The sequence below is a fragment of the Bradyrhizobium sp. CW1 genome, from assembly GCF_023100665.1.
GTDB lineage: Bacteria > Pseudomonadota > Alphaproteobacteria > Rhizobiales > Xanthobacteraceae > Bradyrhizobium > Bradyrhizobium canariense_D.
The window spans coordinates 4,593,238-4,612,078 of the sequence record NZ_CP064684.1 but is presented as its reverse complement, the minus strand read 5'-3'; the positions used below and the strand labels follow the sequence as shown (position 1 = coordinate 4,612,078).

Below are 18,841 nucleotides of genomic sequence, written 5' to 3'. Positions count from 1 at the left end.
CCGCCGAACTTGCCCAAAAAAGCCTGTGCATGGCTGGCCGGCGGTCCGAATTGCTTTGATTCGTCGCCCGCCCGTGCTATCGACCCGCGTCAACCCCACCGATGGGCTCCGATTCTCCGGCGTTGCCGCAAGGTACGCCGAGGGCGGCGCTCATCCATAGCTATTTGCGGCAGGGCCGCGGAAGGAGTTGGCACATGGCCACGGTGCAACAAGGCATTCGCGAAGCCCTCACGTTCGACGACGTGCTGCTGAAGCCGGGCCTGTCGGACGTCATGCCGGGCGAGGTCGACATCCGCTCCCGCGTCACCCGCGCCATTCCGCTCAACATCCCGATCATGGCCTCCGCCATGGACACGGTCACCGAAGCCCGCATGGCGATCGCCATGGCGCAGGCCGGCGGCATCGGCGTCATCCATCGCAATTTCGATCCCGAAGGGCAGGCTGCCCAGGTGCGGCAGGTCAAGCGCTACGAGTCGGGCATGGTGGTGAACCCGCTCACGATCAGCCCGGACGCCACGCTGGACGATGCGCTCAAGCTGATGAGCGATCACGGCATCTCCGGCATTCCCGTCGTCACCGGTGCGGGCAAGTCCACGCCGGGCAAGCTGGTCGGCATTCTCACCAACCGCGACGTCCGCTTCGCCACCGACCGCCAGCAAAAAATCTCCGAGCTGATGACGCATGAAGGTCTCGTCACGGTGCGCGAGAATGTCAGCCAGGACGAGGCGCGGCGGATGCTGCATCAGCATCGCATCGAGAAGCTGCTTGTGGTCGACGAGCAGTATCGCTGCGTCGGCCTGGTCACCGTGAAGGACATGGAGAAGGCGGTCGCCCATCCGCTGGCCTGCAAGGACGCGCAGGGCCGCCTCCGCGTCGCCGCCGCCACCACGGTCGGCGATAGCGGCTTCGAGCGCACCGAGCGGCTGATCGATGCCGGCGTCGATCTCGTCGTGGTCGACACCGCGCACGGCCATTCCCGTCACGTGCTCCATGCGGTCAACCGCATCAAGCGCCTGTCCAATTCCGTGCAGGTCGTTGCCGGCAACGTCGCGACCTCGGAGGGTGCGCAGGCGCTGATCGATGCGGGCGCGGACTGCATCAAGGTCGGCATCGGCCCGGGCTCGATCTGCACCACGCGCATCGTCGCCGGCGTCGGCGTTCCGCAGCTCACCGCGATCATGGATGCGGTCGAGGCGGCGAAGAAGTCGGACATCCCCGTCATTGCCGACGGCGGCATCAAGTTTTCCGGAGACCTTGCCAAAGCGCTCGCTGCCGGTGCCGACATCGCGATGGTCGGCTCACTGCTCGCCGGCACCGACGAGACGCCCGGTGAAGTGTTCTTGTGGCAGGGCCGCTCCTACAAGGCCTATCGCGGCATGGGCTCGGTCGGCGCGATGGCGCGCGGCTCGGCCGACCGCTACTTCCAGCAGGACATCAAGGACACGCTCAAGCTCGTGCCCGAAGGCATCGAAGGCCAGGTGCCTTACAAGGGCCCGGTCGGCAACGTCATGCATCAGCTCGCGGGCGGCCTGCGCGCCGCGATGGGCTATGTCGGTGCAAAGGACATGAAGGACCTGCACGACAAGGCCCAGTTCGTCCGCATCACCGGCGCGGGCCTGCGCGAAAGCCACGTCCACGACGTCACCATCACGCGCGAAGCGCCGAACTATCCGGGCGGGGGTTAGTCTCCGCTCTCGTGCCGCTCGGCTGCGCGTTGTTTTTCGCGCGCTAGCCTCGCATGCGCTGTCATGCCCCGGCTTGACCGGGGCATCCAGTACGCCGCGGCCTTTTCGGCTCGATCACGGCCGCCTCTGGAATACTGGATCGTCCGATCAAGTCGGGCGATGACAGCGAGGGCGTAGTTGGTGTGTACCAAACTTCATTTGCGGCGCTGTCGCGCCACCACGCTCCACCGTTTTTGTATTGACGCAGCTGCCTCCCTCCGCTTCCGTCCACGCCGAAGTATAATTTGGAGGAAGCCATCATGTCCCAAGGCAAACGCATCGTTCTCGCCGCGCGTCCCGTCGGGGAGCCAAAGCCGTCCGATTTCCGCATCGAGGAATTCGCGGTTCCTACGCCTGCCGCAGGCGAAGTCCTGCTGCGCACGATCTGGCTCTCGCTCGATCCCTATATGCGCGGGCGCATGAGCGACGGTCCGTCCTACGCGACGCCGGTGCCCGTCGGTGGTGTGATGGAAGCCGGTACGGTCTGCGAGGTCGCAGCCTCCAACAATCCAAACTTTGCCAAGGGTGACATCGTGCTCTCGCGCGCGGGCTGGCAGACGCACGCGATCTCCGACGGCAAGGGGCTGAACAAGATCGACCCGAAGCTCGCGCCGATCTCGACGGCCGTCGGCGTGCTGGGCATGCCCGGCATGACCGCCTACACGGGCCTGCTCGATATCGGCAAGCCGCAGCAAGGCGAGACCGTCGTCGTCGCCGGCGCCTCCGGCGCGGTCGGCTCGGCCGTGGGACAGATCGCGAAGATCAAGGGCGCACGCGCGGTTGGAATCGCAGGCGGCAAGGACAAATGCGATTACGTCGTGAAGGAGCTCGGCTTCGATGCCTGCATCGATCACCGCGATCCCGATCTGGCGACGAAGCTGAAGGACGCCTGCCCGAAGGGTATCGACGTCTATTTTGAGAATGTCGGCGGCGCCGTGTTCGAGGCGGTGTTCCCGCTGCTCAATGCGTTTGCGCGCGTACCCGTCTGCGGCCTCATCGCCCACTACAACGACACTGAAGCGAAGCCGCCGAAATGGGCCGCCAGCATGATGCGCGCGACCCTGACCAAGCGGCTGACCTTCCGCGGCTTCATCGTCTCCGACTTCGCCTCCCGCCATGGCGACTTCCTGCGCGACATGTCCGGCTGGGTCCGCGAGGGCAAGGTCAAGTACAAGGAGTTCGTCACCGAGGGCCTGGAGAGCGCGCCCGAAGCCTTCATGGGGCTTCTCAAGGGGGCCAATTTCGGCAAGCAGCTGGTGCGGGTCGGGCCGGACAAACCTTGATCGGCCGCTCTCGCCCCCTCGGGGGCCGGGTATGGTTAACAAAGAGTGACTGATCGGCCACACCCGCCCGTAAAAGCCGCAGGTGTGACCGTCGGTTCATTGACGGGCTCGCGAAGGCATTGAATCATTGCGCATATTTCAGGTGCGATGATGTTAGAGCTTGTTGTTTTCTGCGTAATCCTGCTGGCTGCCGGTTATTGGGCGACCATGTTTGTCATGGGCCGTCGCGACGACGTCATCCATGGCAAGTTCGTCCATACCGAGGACGTGTTCGCGCAATCCGCGATGCCCACACCCACGCCGCCATTCCCCAAGCGCCCGGTCAATGCCGCGCGGCCTGCCAATGTTCTGCCCGCCAATACCGGGGCCAAACCGGTGAACAGCGACGCGCTGCAGTCCTTGCTTGCCGCGATCCAGCAGGATCTCAAAAGCGTCGCTTGAGCAGCCATGGGCAGCGCTCATGCTCGCCGCCCATCTTGGGGCGATCGAACAAAGTTTAAAGCACGCGATAGCGGATTGTGTAGGCGTCTTGCGGGGCGACCGGGCTTGCCAGCGGCGAGGCGATGCGGTCGGCGAGGTGCCAAGGGCCGAACTGAGGGCCGAACTGAGCGCCGGACTGTTCGGAGCGATGCGGCTCGGCCGGCAGGCGGAGGCGGAATTCGAAGGTGCCCTTGCCGGGCAGGTTCACGACCAGCACGCGGTCCGCAGTGCGGTGGTTGAGCGGTACCGCGCCACGCAGCACGGAGCGGCCATCACCGAGCTCCCGCACGCCCTCGACCAGTGCCAGCGTCTGGTTGCGGTCGGTATGCAGCTCGATCTGGGTGTCGGACGCCGCCGCCAAGGTCTCCTTGGGCATGCGGATCTCGAACTCGACCGCGGGTTTCGAGGGATTGAGGCCGAGATAGGCCAGCGCGGCATGGCGCATGTCGTAGGCGGCAAACGCAAACAGAGCGAGGGCGGCGAGCGCAGCGAGGCCATGCCTGAGGACATCGCGCCAGGTCCGATAGCTCATTCGGAAGTAGACCGTCATTGCCAGCGCCACCGCGAGCGCCGTCGCGATGCCTGCCAGCGCCGACATCAGGATGCCGAACTGGCCGTCGGCGGACTCGGTCAAAGCGCCGGTCAGGCTGCCGAACTGGCTGAAGAGGGTGTTCATGGCGGTCTCTCGCCTTGCGCGCCCCAAAGGGGGAAATCGCTTTAACTGTCGACAGTGGGTCGCCTCATCGGGAACGCCGGTTCAACTCGTTGATTGTCAGGACCAGCGGTGACCGCTAATGGACGCTAGCTGTGGTCTCCGCCGGATGGGAAATCCCGGGAAATTCCGATGTCCATTCAAATGGTTTTGCTGCCGGTCTTCGTGCAGGTCGGTCTCACCTTCGCGCTCCTGATCGCCATGGCGCTGGGACGCCGGCGCGCGCTCGTCTCCGGCGAGACCAAGAGCCGTGACATTGCGCTCGGCGAGCCCAACTGGCCCAAGGGCGCCACACAAATCGCCAATTGCTACCGCAACCAGTTCGAATTGCCGGTGCTGTTCTACGCCCTGATCGCGCTGGCGCTCCCGTTGCGCCATGCCGATCTCTTCATCGTGCTGATGTCCTGGGTGTTCGTGGTGACGCGCTTCGTCCATGCCGGAATCTTCGTCTCCTCCAACAATCTCGGGCGCCGCTCCACGATCTGGCTCGCCGGCGTGCTCGTGCTGCTCGCGATGTGGATCTACTTCGCACTGAAGATGCTCTTGTTGATCTGACGGTTAGCCGTCGGATTTGATCTGAAAGATTCAAATGACTCCCGCTGCCCGGCTGTCCGCAGCCATCGAACTGATCGACACCATCGAGAAGGACCGCGTGCCCGCGGCCAAGGCGCTGAAGGAGTGGGGCACCGCGCACCGCTTCGCCGGATCCGGCGACCGCGCCGCCATTGCCGGCCTCGTCTGGGACGTGCTGCGCCGCTATGCCTCGAGCGCCTACCTGATGGATTCGGATACCGCGCGTGCGCGGCTGATCGGCATGCTTCGCCTCGAGCGCAACATGGATACGGCGACGATGGCCGCGCTGTTCGACGGCAGCCGCTTTGCCCCCGCGCCGTTGACCGAGCCCGAGCAGGCCGCGCTCGCCTCGCGGTCGCTTGAAGGCGCCCCGGCCGCGATCGCCGGTGACTATCCGGAATGGCTGGATCCGTATTTGGCAAAAGCGTTCGGCGACGAACGCGTCGCGGAGGCGGCCGCGATGGCGAGCCGGGCGCCGCTCGACCTGCGCGTCAACACGTTAAAATCCAATCGCGACAAGACGCTGGGGGCGCTTGCTCACCTTCATGCGAAACCGACGCGTTGGTCCGCAACCGGCCTGCGCATCGAGCTTTCGGCCGATGCGCGCAACCCCGGTATCCAGGCCGAAGAGGATTTTATCAAGGGTGCCATTGAAGTGCAGGATGAGGGGTCACAGCTTGCGGCTGCCTTGACCGCGGCAAAACCCGGCGAGCAGGTGATCGATCTCTGTGCGGGGGCCGGCGGCAAGACGCTGGCGCTCGCCGCGATGATGCAGGGCAAGGGCCGGCTGATCGCGACCGACAGCGACAAGCGGCAACTTGCGCCCATTCACGAACGCCTGTCGCGCGCCGGCGTCCACAATGCCGATGTGCGCACGCCCAAGGGCGAGGCCGATCCGCTGGCGGAGATCAGCGCGACCGCCGACCTCGTCGTGATCGACGCGCCCTGCACGGGAACCGGAACCTGGCGCCGCAATCCCGATGCCAAATGGCGCATGCGTCCGGGCGCGCTGGAGATCCGCTTGCGGGACCAGACCGCGGTGCTCGATCGCGCGGTTCCGCTGCTCAAGGCCGGCGGCCGCATTGCCTACATCACCTGCTCGGTGCTCTCAGAGGAGAACGGCGACCAGGTGAGGGCGTTCACCGCCCGCCATCCCGAGTTCGCTGTGGTGCCGCCCGAGCAGACCGCGAGCGTGCTCTGGGACAAGGCCGAGGAGTTTGCGCAAGCCGCGCTGCAATCGCCGGAAGGCTGGCTGATGACACCGCGGCGGACGGGAACGGACGGGTTCTTCGTCTCGGTCTTGAAGAAGGCATAGCCCACCCCACGACATCGCGGATGACGCGACGCCTGTCTCACCAAACAAGAACCCCGCGAACCGGAACCCGGTCGCGGGGTTTTCTAACTCGACGTTCTGCCGGTACGTCCGTGGTCAGAACGGTGCGCGGGCTTTAGCCGACGCGGAGATTGTCAGCCGAGGACTTGCCGCTGCGACGATCGGCGACGATGTCGAACGAGACCTTCTGACCTTCGTTGAGGGTCGAGAGGCCAGCGCGCTCGACGGCGCTGATGTGCACGAACACGTCCTTGTCGCCGTCATCCGGCTGAATGAAACCAAAGCCCTTTTGATTGTTGAACCACTTCACGGTGCCCATAGCCATGGGAATTTCCTTTGCTTAAGAAGTTAACACGCGGACCGGTACGCACTATTGCGCCCATAGTCCTGATCAGTCGATGTTGGAGAAATCATCTGAAGCGTGCGCGCCCGTCAGCAACGAAGCGAAGCGGCCCAGTCGTTCGGCCAAGTATCGATGATCACAATATAGCGAGATTTTGGGGCCACTTCAAGGCACCACCCGCCGCTCGGGATGTCGCCGAATTTTGCTATTTTGCGGTGCAAATTAACCCTTCCGGGGCGCCTCAATCGACGATAAACAGCGTCGCCCCCGTCGCCGTCGAGGACCGGTGCGCTGCATCGCCGAAATCCGAGACCTGGTAGCTCATCCCCGCCGTGAGCTTGAACTTGCGGCCGTCGCGCAGCTCGCTGTCGAGCTCGCCCTGCAGCACGTACAGCACGTGGCCGCGGTCGCACCAATGGTCGGCGAGATAGCCCGGCGAATATTCGACCATCCGCACCCGGAGATCGCCGATGTCGAGCGTGCGCCACTGGGCTTGCCCGGTCTCGCCGGGATGGACGGTCGGCTCGACCTTGCTCCAGTCGGTGACGGTGAAGGGGGAGGTGGGCAGCTTCATGATGGTGATCCTGGGGCGGCGACGGCAGTGCCGTTACTATCGGATGCTTTCGCGGTAGTCCTCATTTTTACAGTTCTTATTGTTTTCGGCCCTTATTTTTGCCCATGCATCAGCGCGCAATCTGCCGTCACCGGCATCCTGCTTGCGATGATGACCCAGACCAGCAGCGCGGCGGCACTGATTCCCGCGCCGAGCACGCAGACGCCGGACCAGCCGGCCATCGCGTACACCATCGTCGACGCGATCGCGCCAATCGCGCTTCCGACCGAGTAGAACACCATGTAACCGCCCACCAGTCGGCTCGCCGCATCGGGCCGCACGGCGATGATCAGGCTCTGGCTCGTCACGTGCACGGCCTGGAGTCCCAGATCCAGCACGATCACGCCGGCGACGACCAGCCAGAGCGAGCTTTGCAGGCAGGCGATCGGAGCCCAGGCACCCAGCATCAGCAGCAGTGACAGCCCGGTGGTCCGCTGGGCCCATCCGAGATCGGCAAGCCGCCCGGCATTGCGCGCCGCGAGCGCTCCGGCGAACCCGGCGACGCCGAGCAATCCGATCGTGGTATGCGACAGCGCGAAGGGAGGCGCCGAGAGCGGCAGCACGATCGACGTCCAGAACACGTTGAGATTGGCGAAGATCAGAAACGCAAACAACGCGCGCTCGCGCAGTATCGGCTCCTCGACAAACAGCGAGGCGGTTGAGCGCAACAGCGACAGATAAGAGGATCGGGCCAGCGCCGACTGCCGGCCGCGCGGCAGCACGCGCAGGAGCAGCGCCGCCATGGCCAGCATGAGGCCGGCCGAGACCAGGTAGACCATTCGCCAGCCGCCGAAATCGGCCAGGGCGCCCGAGGCGAACCGCGCCAGCAGGATGCCGGCGACGACGCCGCTCGTGACGGTGCCGATCGCGCGGCCGCGCCCGTCCGGTCTGGCCAGCGTCGCGGCAAAGGCGACGAGGACCTGGACGACGACGGCGAGCATGCCGACTAGCGCCATTCCCACAAGCAGCACGGCGGCATGCGCCGCCGTGCCGACGATGACGAGGCCGATCGCCGACAGCACGGTCTGGCCGACGATCAGGCGGCGGCGATCCCAGAGGTCGCCGAGCGGCACGATTAGGATCAAGCCGAACGCGTAGCCGATCTGGGTAAAGGTCACCACCATCCCGATCGCGGCGGGGTCGATGCCGAGATCGCGCGCCATGGCATCGAGCAGCGGCTGCGCGAAGTAGATATTGGCGACGCTCAGGCCGCAGGTCAGCGCCAGCAGCATCGCCATCCCGCGCGAGAGCCCGCGCCCGGCGGTGTCGTCGGCCTTTTCGTCGGCGTTGGTCGGTCCGGCTGTGGCGGCATCGTGGATTGTCATTGTCGTCTCCGGCACGTTCTATCTAGTCTTAAAATAAGACCAGTTGCACACCGCGCTGTCCAGTCCTATTTTAAGACCAATTTGGAGGGCGGCGAATGAAGCGGACCGGTTTTGCCGAGGCTGACTGCCCGGTGGCGCGTGCACTGGACGCAGTTGGGGACATTTGGTCGCTTCTGATCGTGCGCGATGCCTTCGACGGGCTGCGTCGATTTGGCGATTTCCAGAAGAACCTCGGCATCGCCAAGGGCATGCTCACTGCGCGGCTGCACAGGCTGGTGGAGCTTGGCGTGCTCGAACTGATTCCGGCCTCCGACGGCAGCGCCTATCGGGAATATGCGCTGACCAAGAGGGGGCGCGAGCTGTTTCCAGTCGTGGTCAGCTTGCGCCAATGGGGCGAAGCGAATCTCTACGCGCGCGGCGAAGTCCATTCGGACCTGGTGGACGAGACGGGCCAGCCGGTCGGGAAGCTCGTGCTTCCGTCGCGGGCCGGCCGTCCGCTGGCATGGTCCGATACCAGGGTGAGAAAGGCCGGTCTGCGCAAGCGCTGATTCGCGTCGGCCTTGGTGCGTCCTCGAGCTAGAAGCGCGACTCAGGGCACCGGATGATTCGCCGATCCCTGCACGATCTTTCCGGCCGCGTTCACCCGCAGATATTCGCAGATCCGCTTTCCCCGCTCGTTCTCGTAGAACACCACCACGCTATCAGGGCTGACGAACAATTCGATCAGCGAGAAATGCAGGTTCGGCAACAGCGCGAGCGCCTTGCCCCAATAGGCGCGTAACGCATCCTTGCCGCGCACGGTGCCGCTTTCATCGAACCCCAACATGGGGATGCGGTCCGAGGTCATCACGGCGTCCTCGTCATAGAGCGTGAGCACGCGTTCGAGGTCGCGCGCGTTCCAGGCCTCGACCCAGGTGCGGCCGAGCTCTGCAAGCGATGACGGCTGATGATGGTTTGGCATGGCGTTCTCCCTGATCGGGCCATATAGGTCAATAATACTTACCTATATCGATTTGTCCATACCCCAAAGAAGAATGTGGGCGCGCGGCCCGCGCGGTTGCGGGAAAAGCCCCCGTCGCGTATCTGCTTGCCATGACAGCAGCACAGACCGACCGCTCCGCGTCGACGCCCTCCGTGGCCTCGGCGCATGACAAGATTCTCATCGTCGACTTCGGCAGCCAGGTGACGCAGCTCATTGCGCGTCGCGTGCGCGAGGACGGCGTCTATTGCGAGATCGTCCCGTTCAACAAGGCCGAACAAGCCTTCAACGAGATGAAGCCGAAGGCGGTGATTCTCTCCGGCGGCCCTGAATCGGTGCATGAGGCGGGCTCGCCCCGCGCGCCGCAAGCGATCTTCGATTCCGGCGTGCCCGTGATGGGCATCTGCTACGGCCAGATGGCGATGGCAGAGCAGCTCGGCGGCACTGTCGAGGGTGGCCATCACCGCGAATTCGGCCGCGCCGATGTCGAGGTGAAGGCGCCGAGCAAGCTGTTCGAGGACGTCTGGTTACCAGGCGGCAAGAACCAGGTCTGGATGAGCCATGGCGACCGCATCACCAAGATGCCGCCGGGCTTCTCGGTGGCCGGCACCTCGCCGAACGCGCCGTTCGCCATCATCCAGGACGAGACGCGCAAATATTACGGCGTGATGTTCCACCCGGAAGTGGTGCACACGCCCGACGGCGCCAAACTGATCCGCAATTTCGTTCGCAAGATCGCGGGCCTTTCCGGCGACTGGACCATGCGCGCCTTCCGCGAGGAGGAGATCGCGAAGATCCGCACCCAGGTCGGCAAGGGCAGGGTGCTCTGCGGCCTGTCCGGCGGAGTCGATTCCGCCGTCGCGGCCGTGCTGATCCACGAAGCCATCGGCGAGCAGCTCACCTGCGTGTTCGTCGATCACGGCATGCTGCGCCTTGACGAAGCCAAGACCGTGGTCGACCTGTTCCGCCACCACTACAACATCCCGCTCGTGCACGTGGATGCCTCGAAGCAGTTTTTGGGCGAGCTCGAAGGCGTCACCGACCCGGAAGTGAAGCGCAAGACCATCGGTCGCCTCTTCATCGAGGTGTTCGAGGCGGAGGCCAAGAAGATCGGCGGCGCTGACTTCCTGGCGCAAGGCACGCTCTATCCTGACGTGATCGAGAGCGTCTCCTTCACCGGCGGCCCGTCGGTGACGATCAAGTCGCACCACAATGTCGGCGGTCTCCCCGAGCGCATGAACATGAAGCTGGTCGAGCCCCTGCGCGAGCTGTTCAAGGACGAGGTGCGCAAGCTCGGCCGCGAGCTCGGCCTGCCCGAAATCTTCGTCGGCCGCCACCCGTTCCCGGGCCCCGGTCTCGCCATCCGCTGCCCCGGCGAGATCACCCGCGACAAGCTCGAGATCCTGCGCAAGGCGGACGCGGTCTACATCGACCAGATCAGGAAGCACGGTCTCTACGACGACATCTGGCAGGCCTTTGCCGTGCTGCTTCCTGTGAAGACCGTGGGCGTCATGGGCGACGGCCGCACCTACGACTTCGTCGTCGGCCTGCGCGCCGTCACCTCCACCGACGGCATGACCGCGGACTTCTACCAGTTCGACATGAAGTTCTTGGGCGAGACCGCGACGCGCATCATCAACGAGGTGAAGGGCGTGAACCGGGTGGTGTATGACGTGACCAGCAAGCCGCCTGGGACGATTGAGTGGGAGTAGTTTTTAGAGACCGAGGCATGCTGATGCGCGCCGCGTTGAAAGTGGTGATGGCCGCAATATTTGCCATGCCGGCTGCGGTGGCTCTGGCGAAGTCTCCGGACTGCGCGAGTTGGCCCAATAACATGGCCCTCGTGCACCTCAAGAACGCCGGCCTGATTGATATCCCATCAGTGATCGAGGCGCAGACCAAGGCCGTTCGTCTCGCATCCGAAAAGATCGGCAAAGACCTCTACCAGCAGGTTTACGACATCACGTTTCACACCAAGGATGGCAAGACGATCGAGGTCATCACGAAAAGCCAAGCATCAAGCGAGGAATGCTCGATGAGCGGCGTCGACATCTACGTGGTCTCGAACAAAATCGGCGGGTCGGCGGAGCTGCCATCTGACGGCAGGACTAAAAAGTGATCCGGTTGCATCGAAAGCTCAAGAACCGAAATTGACCTGCAGCGGATGCGTAGGGCGGATTAGCCGCAAATCCGGCCTCTCTCGCCGAGTCGCGCGCAAGATGGCAGATTACGCTTCGCTAATCCGCCCTACGATCTCTGTCACGGCTTCACGAACCGATAGGCGAAGCGATCGGTCTTTCCCTTGATCGCGGGATCGAACACCTTGATCGTGTGCGGATCGTCCTTGTTCGCGAGCAGGGTGCTTTCCGCGTCCAGCACGAAGCCGGCCGCCTCCACCTCCTTGCGAACGGATGCAGGCTCAATCCGATGCAGCGATTGGGCCTCGGTCGTGCCCGCCCCGAGCGCGGCGGCGTGGTCGACGATGACGTAGCACCCGCCGGGCTTCAGCCGCTCGTAGACAGCGCGATTGAAGTCGGCCGCCCTCGCGCCCCGGGCCTGGATCAGCGCGGTGTGGAGATCGTGGTAGAACAGGTGCAGCCACAGCACATCCGCTGCCTGCGTGGCCTGCGGCATCGCCAGGAGGTCCGCCGAGACGGCTTCGACGTTCTCTCGGCCCGGCTCCTTCGCAAGCGTCCGCATGCGGCCGACCGGATCGTTCTTGAAGTGGGCGACTTCAGCCGGCACGAAGCTGTCAACCCGTCCTTCGCTTCCCACGATGTCGGAAAAGAGACGGGTCCAGTCGCCGTCGCCTGGGTAAACGTCGATCACGGTGGCGCCCGCATCGATACGTGCGAACCGGATCAACTCGGACAGCTTGGATTGGTCGTACATCTGGATTTCCTTTAGGCTTGGGCATTCGACACGCGCGCGGCTCGTGCCAGTGCCTGCGTGTCGACGTACTCCCGGATGTTCGTCAGTTTGCCGTTGCGAACGGTGATGGCGAAGACCCAGTCGTCCCTAAACGTCTTGTTCGTGGCTTTGATCTTTCCCTTTGCGAATCCGACGACCAGGACCCGGTCTCCTTGCGCCACGAACTCGCGGGGTTCGGTGGACGTTTCGATCGACTTGGATGCCGTCTCGAGCAAATCCGCCACCCCGTCGTGCCCGCGATGCGTTCCGGCCAGCGGCCAGTCCTCACCGGGGATGATCCACTCGATGTCGTCGGCGATCAGCGCCAGCAGAGTTTCCCTGTCGCCTCGGCCGATCGCGGCGAAGAAGTCCTTCACGGTCTGGATGTTTGTCTCGATACTCATGGGAATTTCTCCATTTCGCTCCGATCGGATCGCGCTCGATCCGATCGCATGCTTCGTGTCCTCGTGTTCATCAGTCGAACTTGACCAAATCCTTGAAGATCAGATGGCCCCAGCTGTTTCCGCGCGCCTGCACAAGCAGCCCGCCTTCCGAAAGCCCGCCGAGCTTGATCGGCGCGAAGCCGAGAGTTTCCGCAAGCGTGCCAATCGCCGCTGCGGCAGCGTCATCGTCGCTCGCCAGGAACGACGACTCTCCTGCCACCATGGACGGCCGGATCCTGGGCAAGGACGGCAGCACCCAAATGGTTGAAGCCCTTGACCAGTCGACCGCCGGTGAAGGCTTGCGCGAGGGCCTTGGACGAAGGTTGTCCCCCCAGTTTCTCAGGCGGCACGCCGTAGGCGTTGGTCACATCGACGATCGTCTTGCCCTGCCAGGTGGGCAGCGCTTTCGCGACATCCTGGTGCGACTCGAAACGGACCGCCAAAAAGACGATCTCCGCCTTGACGGCGTCCGCCAGCTTTTTGGGAATGATCGAGGGTCCGATCACGGCCGCGGCGGATGTAAAGCTTTCCGGGTCGCGCGTGGTTGCAACGGAGACTTCGATGCCGTTGCGGGCAAACGCGCTGGCCAGGGCTTGGCCGATAGGGCCGAAGCCGATGATTGCGTAGCTCATGATGTTTCTCCGAACTTGTGTCGATGGCGCGGTCAGACCTGGGCCATGCCGCCATCGACGGCGAGATCCACGCCGGTGATGTAAGAACTTTCATCGGAGGCGAGGAACGTGACGGCAGCCGCGATTTCCTCCGGCTTGCCCCTGCGACCCATCGGGACCTGTGAAGCAAATTGGCTGGCCGCTTGCTCGGCTTGCTCGCGGGTCAAGCCCGTCGTCGTCTCCAGGGCGGGGGTCTCCGTTGGCCCGGGGCTCATCGTATTGACGCGGATTTTGCGGTCCTTCAGCTCCAGCGTCCAAGCGCGCGAGAAGCTGCGCACCGCCGCCTTGCTCGCGGCGTAGACGCTGAACCCCGGCAGCCCCTTCACGTTCGACACCGAAGAGTTCAGGATGATCGAACCGCCGTCCTTAAAGAGGGGGAGGGCTTTCTGCACCGTAAAGAACAGGCCCTTCACGTTCACATCGAAGGTCTGGTCGAAATGGGCCTTGGTCGCTAGCGCGAGCGGCGCGATTGTCCCCGCGCCTGCGTTCGCGAAGAGAATGTCGATGTGACCATGTTTCTCCTTCACGACGGCATAGAGCCGCTCCAGATCTTCCAGGCGCGACACGTCGCTCACGACCGTCGTCACGTTTCTCTCGATGAAGGCTGCGGCCTCCTTCAGCTCTTTCTCGCGTCGCCCGGTGATCACGACGTGCGCACCTTCGTCCACGAAGCGCTTGGCCGTGGCCAATCCAATGCCGCTGCTGCCGCCGGTGATGACGGCGATCTTGCCTTCTAGTTTTTTCATGATGTTTATCTTTCATTGTGTGTGGGCCAGGCGCGGGACCGCGCCGGGATCAGAGTTGCGCCAGGCCGCCGTCGACGGCGACTTCGCTGGCGGTCATGAAGCTGCTGTCCGAGGAGGCGAGAAAGGCAGCCACCGCCCCGATCTCCGCCGGATCGGCCATGCGCTGCAGCGGAGTCATCGCGGCGAACACCTTCTGTCCCTCTTCGCCCAGCGCTTCCTTCGCGAGTTCGGTCGCGGTCGCTCCGGGCGACAGCACGTTGACCCGGATGCCGCTGCCTTTCAGGTCCTCCGCCCAGGTCCGCGCGAGGTTGCGCACGGCCGCCTTGCTCGCGCTGTAGGCGCTCATGGCCGGGGCGCCCGTGGTGCCGGCGCTCGATCCCGTCAGGATGATCGAACCGCCCCGGCGCATCAGCGGCAGCGCCTTCTGCACCGTGAAAATCGTACCCTTCACATTGGTGTCGAAGGTTTCGTCGATGTGCGCGGCGGTGATCTTGCCGAGCGCAAGCTGACTTCCCGCGCCGGCATTGGCGAAGACGATGTCGAGGGTTCCGCGCTCGGCCTTCACCGCCGCGTAGAGCCGGTCGAGGTCGGCCTCATCCGAGACCGAGCCCTTCACCGCGCGTGCATTAGGCCCGAGGGCGGCGACAGCAGCGTCGAGGGCTTGCTGTCGGCGGCCGAAGATGAAGACGAAAGCGCCATCCTCGATGAAGCGCTTTGCCGCGGCGCGGCCGATGCCGGTCGCGCCACCCGTGATGACTGCAACCTTGCCGTCAAGCTTTCCCATAATGTCTCCTGTCGTGGTGTCGGGGCAGCATCTGCCCCCGAGGACCCCGACATAGGTCCGCCGGCCCTAGGCGTTGAGTGCGGAAGCGCGCACATCGGTGGTGCGAAATCGATCCGGCCGGACGACTAACGCCGACGGCGACGATCGGTGTCCGTCGCTCAGAATGGGCCCTGCTGGCCGGAACCGGCTATGATCACCGCCCATACTGCTGTAGGAGGCATCAGATACGGCTTGAAAGGCGCACCGCGCGGTGCGGGATTGCACCATGATCGACTGGGACGATGTTCGCTATTTTCTAGCCGTCGCGCGGGGAGGCTCGGTGCGGGCGGCCGCCGAGCACCTCGGCGTGAACCACGCGACCGTGCTGCGACGCATCGCCCAGCTCGAGGAACGCCTTGGGGTCCAGATGTTCGAAAAGCTGCCTTCGGGCTACCGGCTGACGGCTGCGGGCGAGGAGGTCCTCGAATTCGCCGACCAGATGGAAGCCTCGTCACACCAGCTGGAGACGCGCGTGTTCGGGCGCGATCAGAGCGTGCGCGGGCGTCTGCGGGTGACGCTGGCGCCGCCGATGGCGACACATTTGCTGATGCCTGATTTCGCCGATTTCGCGCGTCTGCATCCCGATATCGAGATGGATGTCCTGTCGTTCGGCGAACTGGCAAATCTGACCAACCGTGAGGCCGACGTCGCGATCCGCGTCGTCTACGAGCGCAAAACCCTGCCGCAAAATCTTCATGGCATGAAGGGACCGGAGCTGTTCGGCGCCGTCTACATGTCCAGGGATCGACTGGCCGCGTGGCGTGCGGGCGCGCCGGATCCCTTCCGCTGGATCGTCATCAGCATGCACGGCATCCCGGATTGGGCCAGCGCGGGCGAGGTTCGCACCACGGACGTTCCATTCAGGACCAGTGACGCCGGAGCGCAGATCGCTGCTGTCCGGCAAGGGCTGGGGATCACGACACTGCCGTGCTTCGTCGGCGATGCCGACCCGCTGCTGGTGCGGGTGCCGGGGACCGACCTGCACATGTACGGAACGGTCTGGCTCCTCACGCAGGGAGAGACGCGCAAGACCAAGCGCGTGCGGCTGTTCACGGAGTTCGTATCACGCAGGCTCGCCGCGTACGCGCCGCTGCTGGCGGGGCTGTCGGTGGCGCGCGAGTGACGCGGGGCGGGTCGTGGGCGGAAAGCTTGGCCTCGACAGATCAATGCGTTATCGTGCTTCCGAAACAATCGAGTGGGAGTAGGGTTGTGACTGCTATTGATCCAGCATCGCTGGGTGTTGTTTCCTGGAGAGGCAGCGCCGCTTAGGTCATGGGGTTTGGGGTATTCATCCATCGATTGGACTCGATCTACGACGACAGCCCCGCTGAGCAGTACCAATTTCCCAGTCAATATCTTCATCGCGTTGAAGCCTGCATCGGCGATTGGATAGTATATTACGAACCGAGCAAGGTTGCTGAAACGCGCGGTTACTTTGCAATTGCTCGGGTTCAGCAGGTTCTTCCCGATCCCGGTACTTCCGGGATGTATCTCGCTTTAATGGAACCGGGAAGCTATCTCGATTTTGCCAATTCAGTCCCATTCAACGGACCGACGGGTCCAGTAGAGCGCGGTGTTCTTAACGAACAGGGGCGGATTTCAGGACGCGCTCAGTCCGCAGTCCGCCCAATCTCTCCCGACGATTTCAATAGAATATGCGAGCTTGGCTTCGCGGAGAACGCGCCGCTGCTGCCGCGGCGCGACGGCGACCTTCCATCGCTCGATCTTAACGACCAGCCGCAGGTGCCATTCGCGGTTGAGCAGCAGCGCGACCGTGTTAGCGTAACGATCTCGAAAGTCCTGCGTGATCGAGTTTTCCGTCGCATCGTGCTGCGTGCCTATGAAGAGCGTTGCGCCGTCACCGGCCTCAAGCTCATCAATGGAATGGGGCGCGCGGAGGTCGCGGCGGCTCACATACGCTCCGTCGAGGCAAACGGGCCGGACATCATCAGCAATGGCGTTGCTCTTTCGGGCACCGCACATTGGATGTTTGATCGTGGTCTCATCAGCTTCGCGGACGATCTGGAGATATTGATCTCGCGCCAGACAAACGATCTGGAGGGAGTGCAATCGATCATCAACAAGACGGGGCGCGCTCTTGCGCCGCGTCGTGCGTCAGATCGGCCACATCCGCACTTCTTAAAGTGGCACCGCGAGCATTGTTTCAAGCAATAAGCAAAACCATACGGCTCATGCGCTCGTACCCGCCCGCCGCTGAGCCGCAATCAGCATCTCCACAAACGCCGTCACTTTGGGCGGACGGAAGCGAGCCGCTGGGTAGACCGTGTGGATGCCGCCGGAGGGCAGTTGCCATTGCGGCAGGATGTGGATGAGGCGGCCCGCCGCGAGATCGTCGGCCACCAGGAAATCCGGCAGCACCGAAAGGCCGCCGCCGGCGAGCACCGCTGCGAGCACCCCCGGCGTCGTGTCGATGGCGATGCTCGCCTGCAGGCGCACGGCGCGTCGGTCGAGATCACCGCGCGAGAACTGCCACAGCAACGGCTCGCGCAGCGCCATGTTGGCGATGAACGGTAGCGTCACCAATTCGTCGGGATCGCGCGCGGCGGCGATCCGATCCGCGAATGCGGGAGCGCCGACCAGACATTGCCGGAACGATCCGATCTTGCGCGCCTGCAGGCTGGAATCGACCAGCCACCCCACACGGATCGCCATGTCGATCTGGCCTGAGGCGAGGTCGACCGTCTGATCTTCGAGCGTCAACTCCACGCGGCAGTGGGGATAGCGTGCCGCGTAGGCCGTGACGACGGCGACGACGACGGCGGTGCCGTAGTCGTTGGGCGCCGTGATCCGCAAGGTGCCGGTCGGCGCGGCGGCTGCCTGAGCGAGCTCGTCGAAGGCATCCTCCGCTTCGCGCAGGATCATGACGCAGCGCGCATGAAACATGCGGCCCGCCTCGGTCGGATGAACCCGGCGCGTCGTGCGCACGAGCAGGCTGGTGCCGAGATCGCGCTCCAGCTGCGCCACCTGCTGGCTCACCACGGCCTTGGTGATGCCGAGCCGTTCGGAGGCCCGCGTGAACGATCCGCTGTCCACGACGGCTGCGAAATAGGCCAGTCGGTTCAGGTTCATGGGTTCTGCCCGGTCAGATTTATTGTCAGTCAATACAATACATTATGTCTGTTTTGTTGATATTTATCTACCAATGTGCGCGTGCCACATTGCGGTTCAAGGAGATCGCCATGTCCGCGCCCATTCAAATCACCTACCTGTTCGATCCGCTCTGCGGCTGGTGCTACGGCGCCGCCACGCTGCTCGAACAGCTCGTGACCCGTCCGGATTTCGCTGTCGAACTTGCGCCGACAGGTCTGTTCGCCGGCGAGGGCGCCCGTCCGATGGACGACGGCTTTGCCGCTTATGCCTGGAGCAACGACCAGCGGATTTCGCGCTTGAGCGGCCAGCCCTTCAGCGAAGCCTATCGCCGCGATGTGCTGGGCGACCGTACGCGCCTGTTCGATTCCGGTCCGGCGACACTGGCGCTCACGGCTGTCGCGCTCACGGCGCCTGATCGGGAGTTCGCGGCGCTGAAGGCCTTCCAGCTCGTCCGCTATGTCGAGGGCCGCGACAGCACGGACATCTCCGTTCTGTCGGATGTGCTGCGCGCGATGAATTTGCCGGAGGTTGCCGCGCGCCTGGCGAGCCCCGACGCCGCGTTGATCGCCGCGTATCGCGCACGCCTCGAGGCCGCGCGTGCCGAGATGCGCCGGTTCGGCGTCAGCGGCGTCCCGGCCCTGATCGTAGGGGCCGGCGATGACCGCCGCCTCGTGCAGGCAAGCGCCCTGTTCGGCGGCCTGAACGTCCTGATCGACGGACTGAAGGCGGCCTGAGCGCAGCGGTCAACACGACCCGACGATCAGTGTGAATT

General features: G+C 64.1%; 21 protein-coding genes and 1 pseudogene. 11 read left to right on the top strand and 11 right to left on the bottom strand.

Annotated elements, in window-relative coordinates; all coding sequences use genetic code 11:
• The first annotated feature begins 194 nt into the window (after nucleotides 1-194).
• The 3 genes from guaB (at nucleotide 195) to IVB54_RS22785 (ending at nucleotide 3,448) form a co-directional block, all read left to right on the top strand.
• A complete protein-coding gene (gene guaB / locus IVB54_RS22795; RefSeq protein WP_007609139.1) occupies nucleotides 195-1,685 on the top strand; it encodes an IMP dehydrogenase in 1,491 nt (496 codons plus the stop codon).
• Between the two features lie 299 nt (nucleotides 1,686-1,984).
• Nucleotides 1,985-3,007: an NADP-dependent oxidoreductase gene (locus tag IVB54_RS22790; RefSeq protein WP_247776449.1), complete on the top strand. Its 1,023-nt coding sequence runs from the start codon at nucleotides 1,985-1,987 to the stop codon at nucleotides 3,005-3,007.
• A 150-nt stretch (nucleotides 3,008-3,157) separates the two neighbouring features.
• Nucleotides 3,158-3,448, top strand: a complete 291-nt coding sequence (locus IVB54_RS22785) for a hypothetical protein (RefSeq protein ID WP_026233756.1) — start codon at nucleotides 3,158-3,160, stop codon at nucleotides 3,446-3,448.
• 55 nt (nucleotides 3,449-3,503) lie between these two features.
• Here the strand turns inward: IVB54_RS22785 and IVB54_RS22780 are convergent, their stop codons facing one another.
• On the bottom strand, nucleotides 3,504-4,163 hold the full coding sequence (locus IVB54_RS22780) for a hypothetical protein (protein ID WP_018459197.1): 660 nt from the start codon (nucleotides 4,161-4,163) through the stop codon (nucleotides 3,504-3,506).
• A gap of 168 nt (nucleotides 4,164-4,331) precedes the next feature.
• Between IVB54_RS22780 and IVB54_RS22775 the strand changes: the two genes are divergently transcribed.
• Both IVB54_RS22775 and IVB54_RS22770 read left to right on the top strand, forming a co-directional pair.
• Nucleotides 4,332-4,754 (top strand): MAPEG family protein, encoded by a 423-nt coding sequence (locus tag IVB54_RS22775; RefSeq protein WP_026233755.1) that lies wholly within the window; start codon nucleotides 4,332-4,334, stop codon nucleotides 4,752-4,754.
• 34 nt (nucleotides 4,755-4,788) lie between these two features.
• A complete protein-coding gene (locus tag IVB54_RS22770) occupies nucleotides 4,789-6,087 on the top strand; it encodes an RsmB/NOP family class I SAM-dependent RNA methyltransferase (RefSeq protein WP_018459195.1) in 1,299 nt (432 codons plus the stop codon).
• Nucleotides 6,088-6,220: 133 nt separating this feature from the next.
• On the opposite strand, the gene IVB54_RS22765 is transcribed toward IVB54_RS22770, so the two are convergent.
• The 3 genes from IVB54_RS22765 to IVB54_RS22755 form a co-directional block, all read right to left on the bottom strand.
• Nucleotides 6,221-6,430 carry a cold-shock protein gene (locus tag IVB54_RS22765; protein WP_007592195.1) on the bottom strand — a complete coding sequence of 70 codons (210 nt, stop codon included), beginning with the start codon at nucleotides 6,428-6,430 and terminating at the stop codon, nucleotides 6,221-6,223.
• A 259-nt stretch (nucleotides 6,431-6,689) separates the two neighbouring features.
• The gene (locus IVB54_RS22760; protein ID WP_018459194.1) at nucleotides 6,690-7,022 is read right to left on the bottom strand and encodes a DHCW motif cupin fold protein; all 333 of its coding nucleotides are present in this window, start codon (nucleotides 7,020-7,022) and stop codon (nucleotides 6,690-6,692) included.
• A gap of 92 nt (nucleotides 7,023-7,114) precedes the next feature.
• Entirely contained in the window at nucleotides 7,115-8,299 is a 1,185-nt protein-coding gene (locus IVB54_RS22755; RefSeq protein WP_245288535.1) for an MFS transporter, read from the bottom strand.
• 182 nt (nucleotides 8,300-8,481) lie between these two features.
• On the opposite strand from IVB54_RS22755, the gene IVB54_RS22750 reads away from it, so the two are divergent.
• Entirely contained in the window at nucleotides 8,482-8,934 is a 453-nt protein-coding gene (locus tag IVB54_RS22750; protein ID WP_018459192.1) for a helix-turn-helix domain-containing protein, read from the top strand.
• Nucleotides 8,935-8,975: 41 nt separating this feature from the next.
• On the opposite strand, the gene IVB54_RS22745 is transcribed toward IVB54_RS22750, so the two are convergent.
• Entirely contained in the window at nucleotides 8,976-9,347 is a 372-nt protein-coding gene (locus tag IVB54_RS22745) for a nuclear transport factor 2 family protein (protein ID WP_018459191.1), read from the bottom strand.
• Nucleotides 9,348-9,478: 131 nt separating this feature from the next.
• Here IVB54_RS22745 and guaA point away from each other — a divergent pair, with 131 nt between their 5' ends.
• Together guaA and IVB54_RS22735 are read left to right on the top strand one after the other, a co-directional pair.
• The gene (guaA, locus tag IVB54_RS22740) at nucleotides 9,479-11,077 is read left to right on the top strand and encodes a glutamine-hydrolyzing GMP synthase (RefSeq protein WP_247363249.1); all 1,599 of its coding nucleotides are present in this window, start codon (nucleotides 9,479-9,481) and stop codon (nucleotides 11,075-11,077) included.
• A gap of 17 nt (nucleotides 11,078-11,094) precedes the next feature.
• Nucleotides 11,095-11,484 carry a hypothetical protein gene (locus tag IVB54_RS22735; protein ID WP_018459189.1) on the top strand — a complete coding sequence of 130 codons (390 nt, stop codon included), beginning with the start codon at nucleotides 11,095-11,097 and terminating at the stop codon, nucleotides 11,482-11,484.
• Between the two features lie 140 nt (nucleotides 11,485-11,624).
• Here the strand turns inward: IVB54_RS22735 and IVB54_RS22730 are convergent, their stop codons facing one another.
• From IVB54_RS22730 to IVB54_RS22710, 5 genes and pseudogenes are all read right to left on the bottom strand, one after another.
• Nucleotides 11,625-12,257 (bottom strand): class I SAM-dependent methyltransferase, encoded by a 633-nt coding sequence (locus IVB54_RS22730; RefSeq protein ID WP_018459188.1) that lies wholly within the window; start codon nucleotides 12,255-12,257, stop codon nucleotides 11,625-11,627.
• Between the two features lie 11 nt (nucleotides 12,258-12,268).
• The gene (locus tag IVB54_RS22725; RefSeq protein WP_018459187.1) at nucleotides 12,269-12,679 is read right to left on the bottom strand and encodes a nuclear transport factor 2 family protein; all 411 of its coding nucleotides are present in this window, start codon (nucleotides 12,677-12,679) and stop codon (nucleotides 12,269-12,271) included.
• 70 nt (nucleotides 12,680-12,749) lie between these two features.
• Nucleotides 12,750-13,350 (bottom strand): annotated as a pseudogene (locus tag IVB54_RS22720) (NAD(P)-binding domain-containing protein).
• A 32-nt stretch (nucleotides 13,351-13,382) separates the two neighbouring features.
• A complete protein-coding gene (locus IVB54_RS22715) occupies nucleotides 13,383-14,135 on the bottom strand; it encodes a glucose 1-dehydrogenase (protein WP_018459186.1) in 753 nt (250 codons plus the stop codon).
• Between the two features lie 49 nt (nucleotides 14,136-14,184).
• The gene (locus tag IVB54_RS22710) at nucleotides 14,185-14,919 is read right to left on the bottom strand and encodes an SDR family oxidoreductase (protein ID WP_018459185.1); all 735 of its coding nucleotides are present in this window, start codon (nucleotides 14,917-14,919) and stop codon (nucleotides 14,185-14,187) included.
• 265 nt (nucleotides 14,920-15,184) lie between these two features.
• Here IVB54_RS22710 and IVB54_RS22705 point away from each other — a divergent pair, with 265 nt between their 5' ends.
• Together IVB54_RS22705 and IVB54_RS22700 are read left to right on the top strand one after the other, a co-directional pair.
• Nucleotides 15,185-16,081: a LysR family transcriptional regulator gene (locus IVB54_RS22705; RefSeq protein ID WP_018459184.1), complete on the top strand. Its 897-nt coding sequence runs from the start codon at nucleotides 15,185-15,187 to the stop codon at nucleotides 16,079-16,081.
• Nucleotides 16,082-16,230: 149 nt separating this feature from the next.
• The gene (locus IVB54_RS22700; RefSeq protein WP_039800641.1) at nucleotides 16,231-17,133 is read left to right on the top strand and encodes an HNH endonuclease; all 903 of its coding nucleotides are present in this window, start codon (nucleotides 16,231-16,233) and stop codon (nucleotides 17,131-17,133) included.
• A gap of 15 nt (nucleotides 17,134-17,148) precedes the next feature.
• On the opposite strand, the gene IVB54_RS22695 is transcribed toward IVB54_RS22700, so the two are convergent.
• Nucleotides 17,149-18,048, bottom strand: a complete 900-nt coding sequence (locus IVB54_RS22695) for a LysR family transcriptional regulator (RefSeq protein WP_018459181.1) — start codon at nucleotides 18,046-18,048, stop codon at nucleotides 17,149-17,151.
• Between the two features lie 110 nt (nucleotides 18,049-18,158).
• Between IVB54_RS22695 and IVB54_RS22690 the strand changes: the two genes are divergently transcribed.
• Entirely contained in the window at nucleotides 18,159-18,803 is a 645-nt protein-coding gene (locus IVB54_RS22690) for a DsbA family protein (protein WP_039800702.1), read from the top strand.
• Nucleotides 18,804-18,841 lie beyond the last annotated feature (38 nt).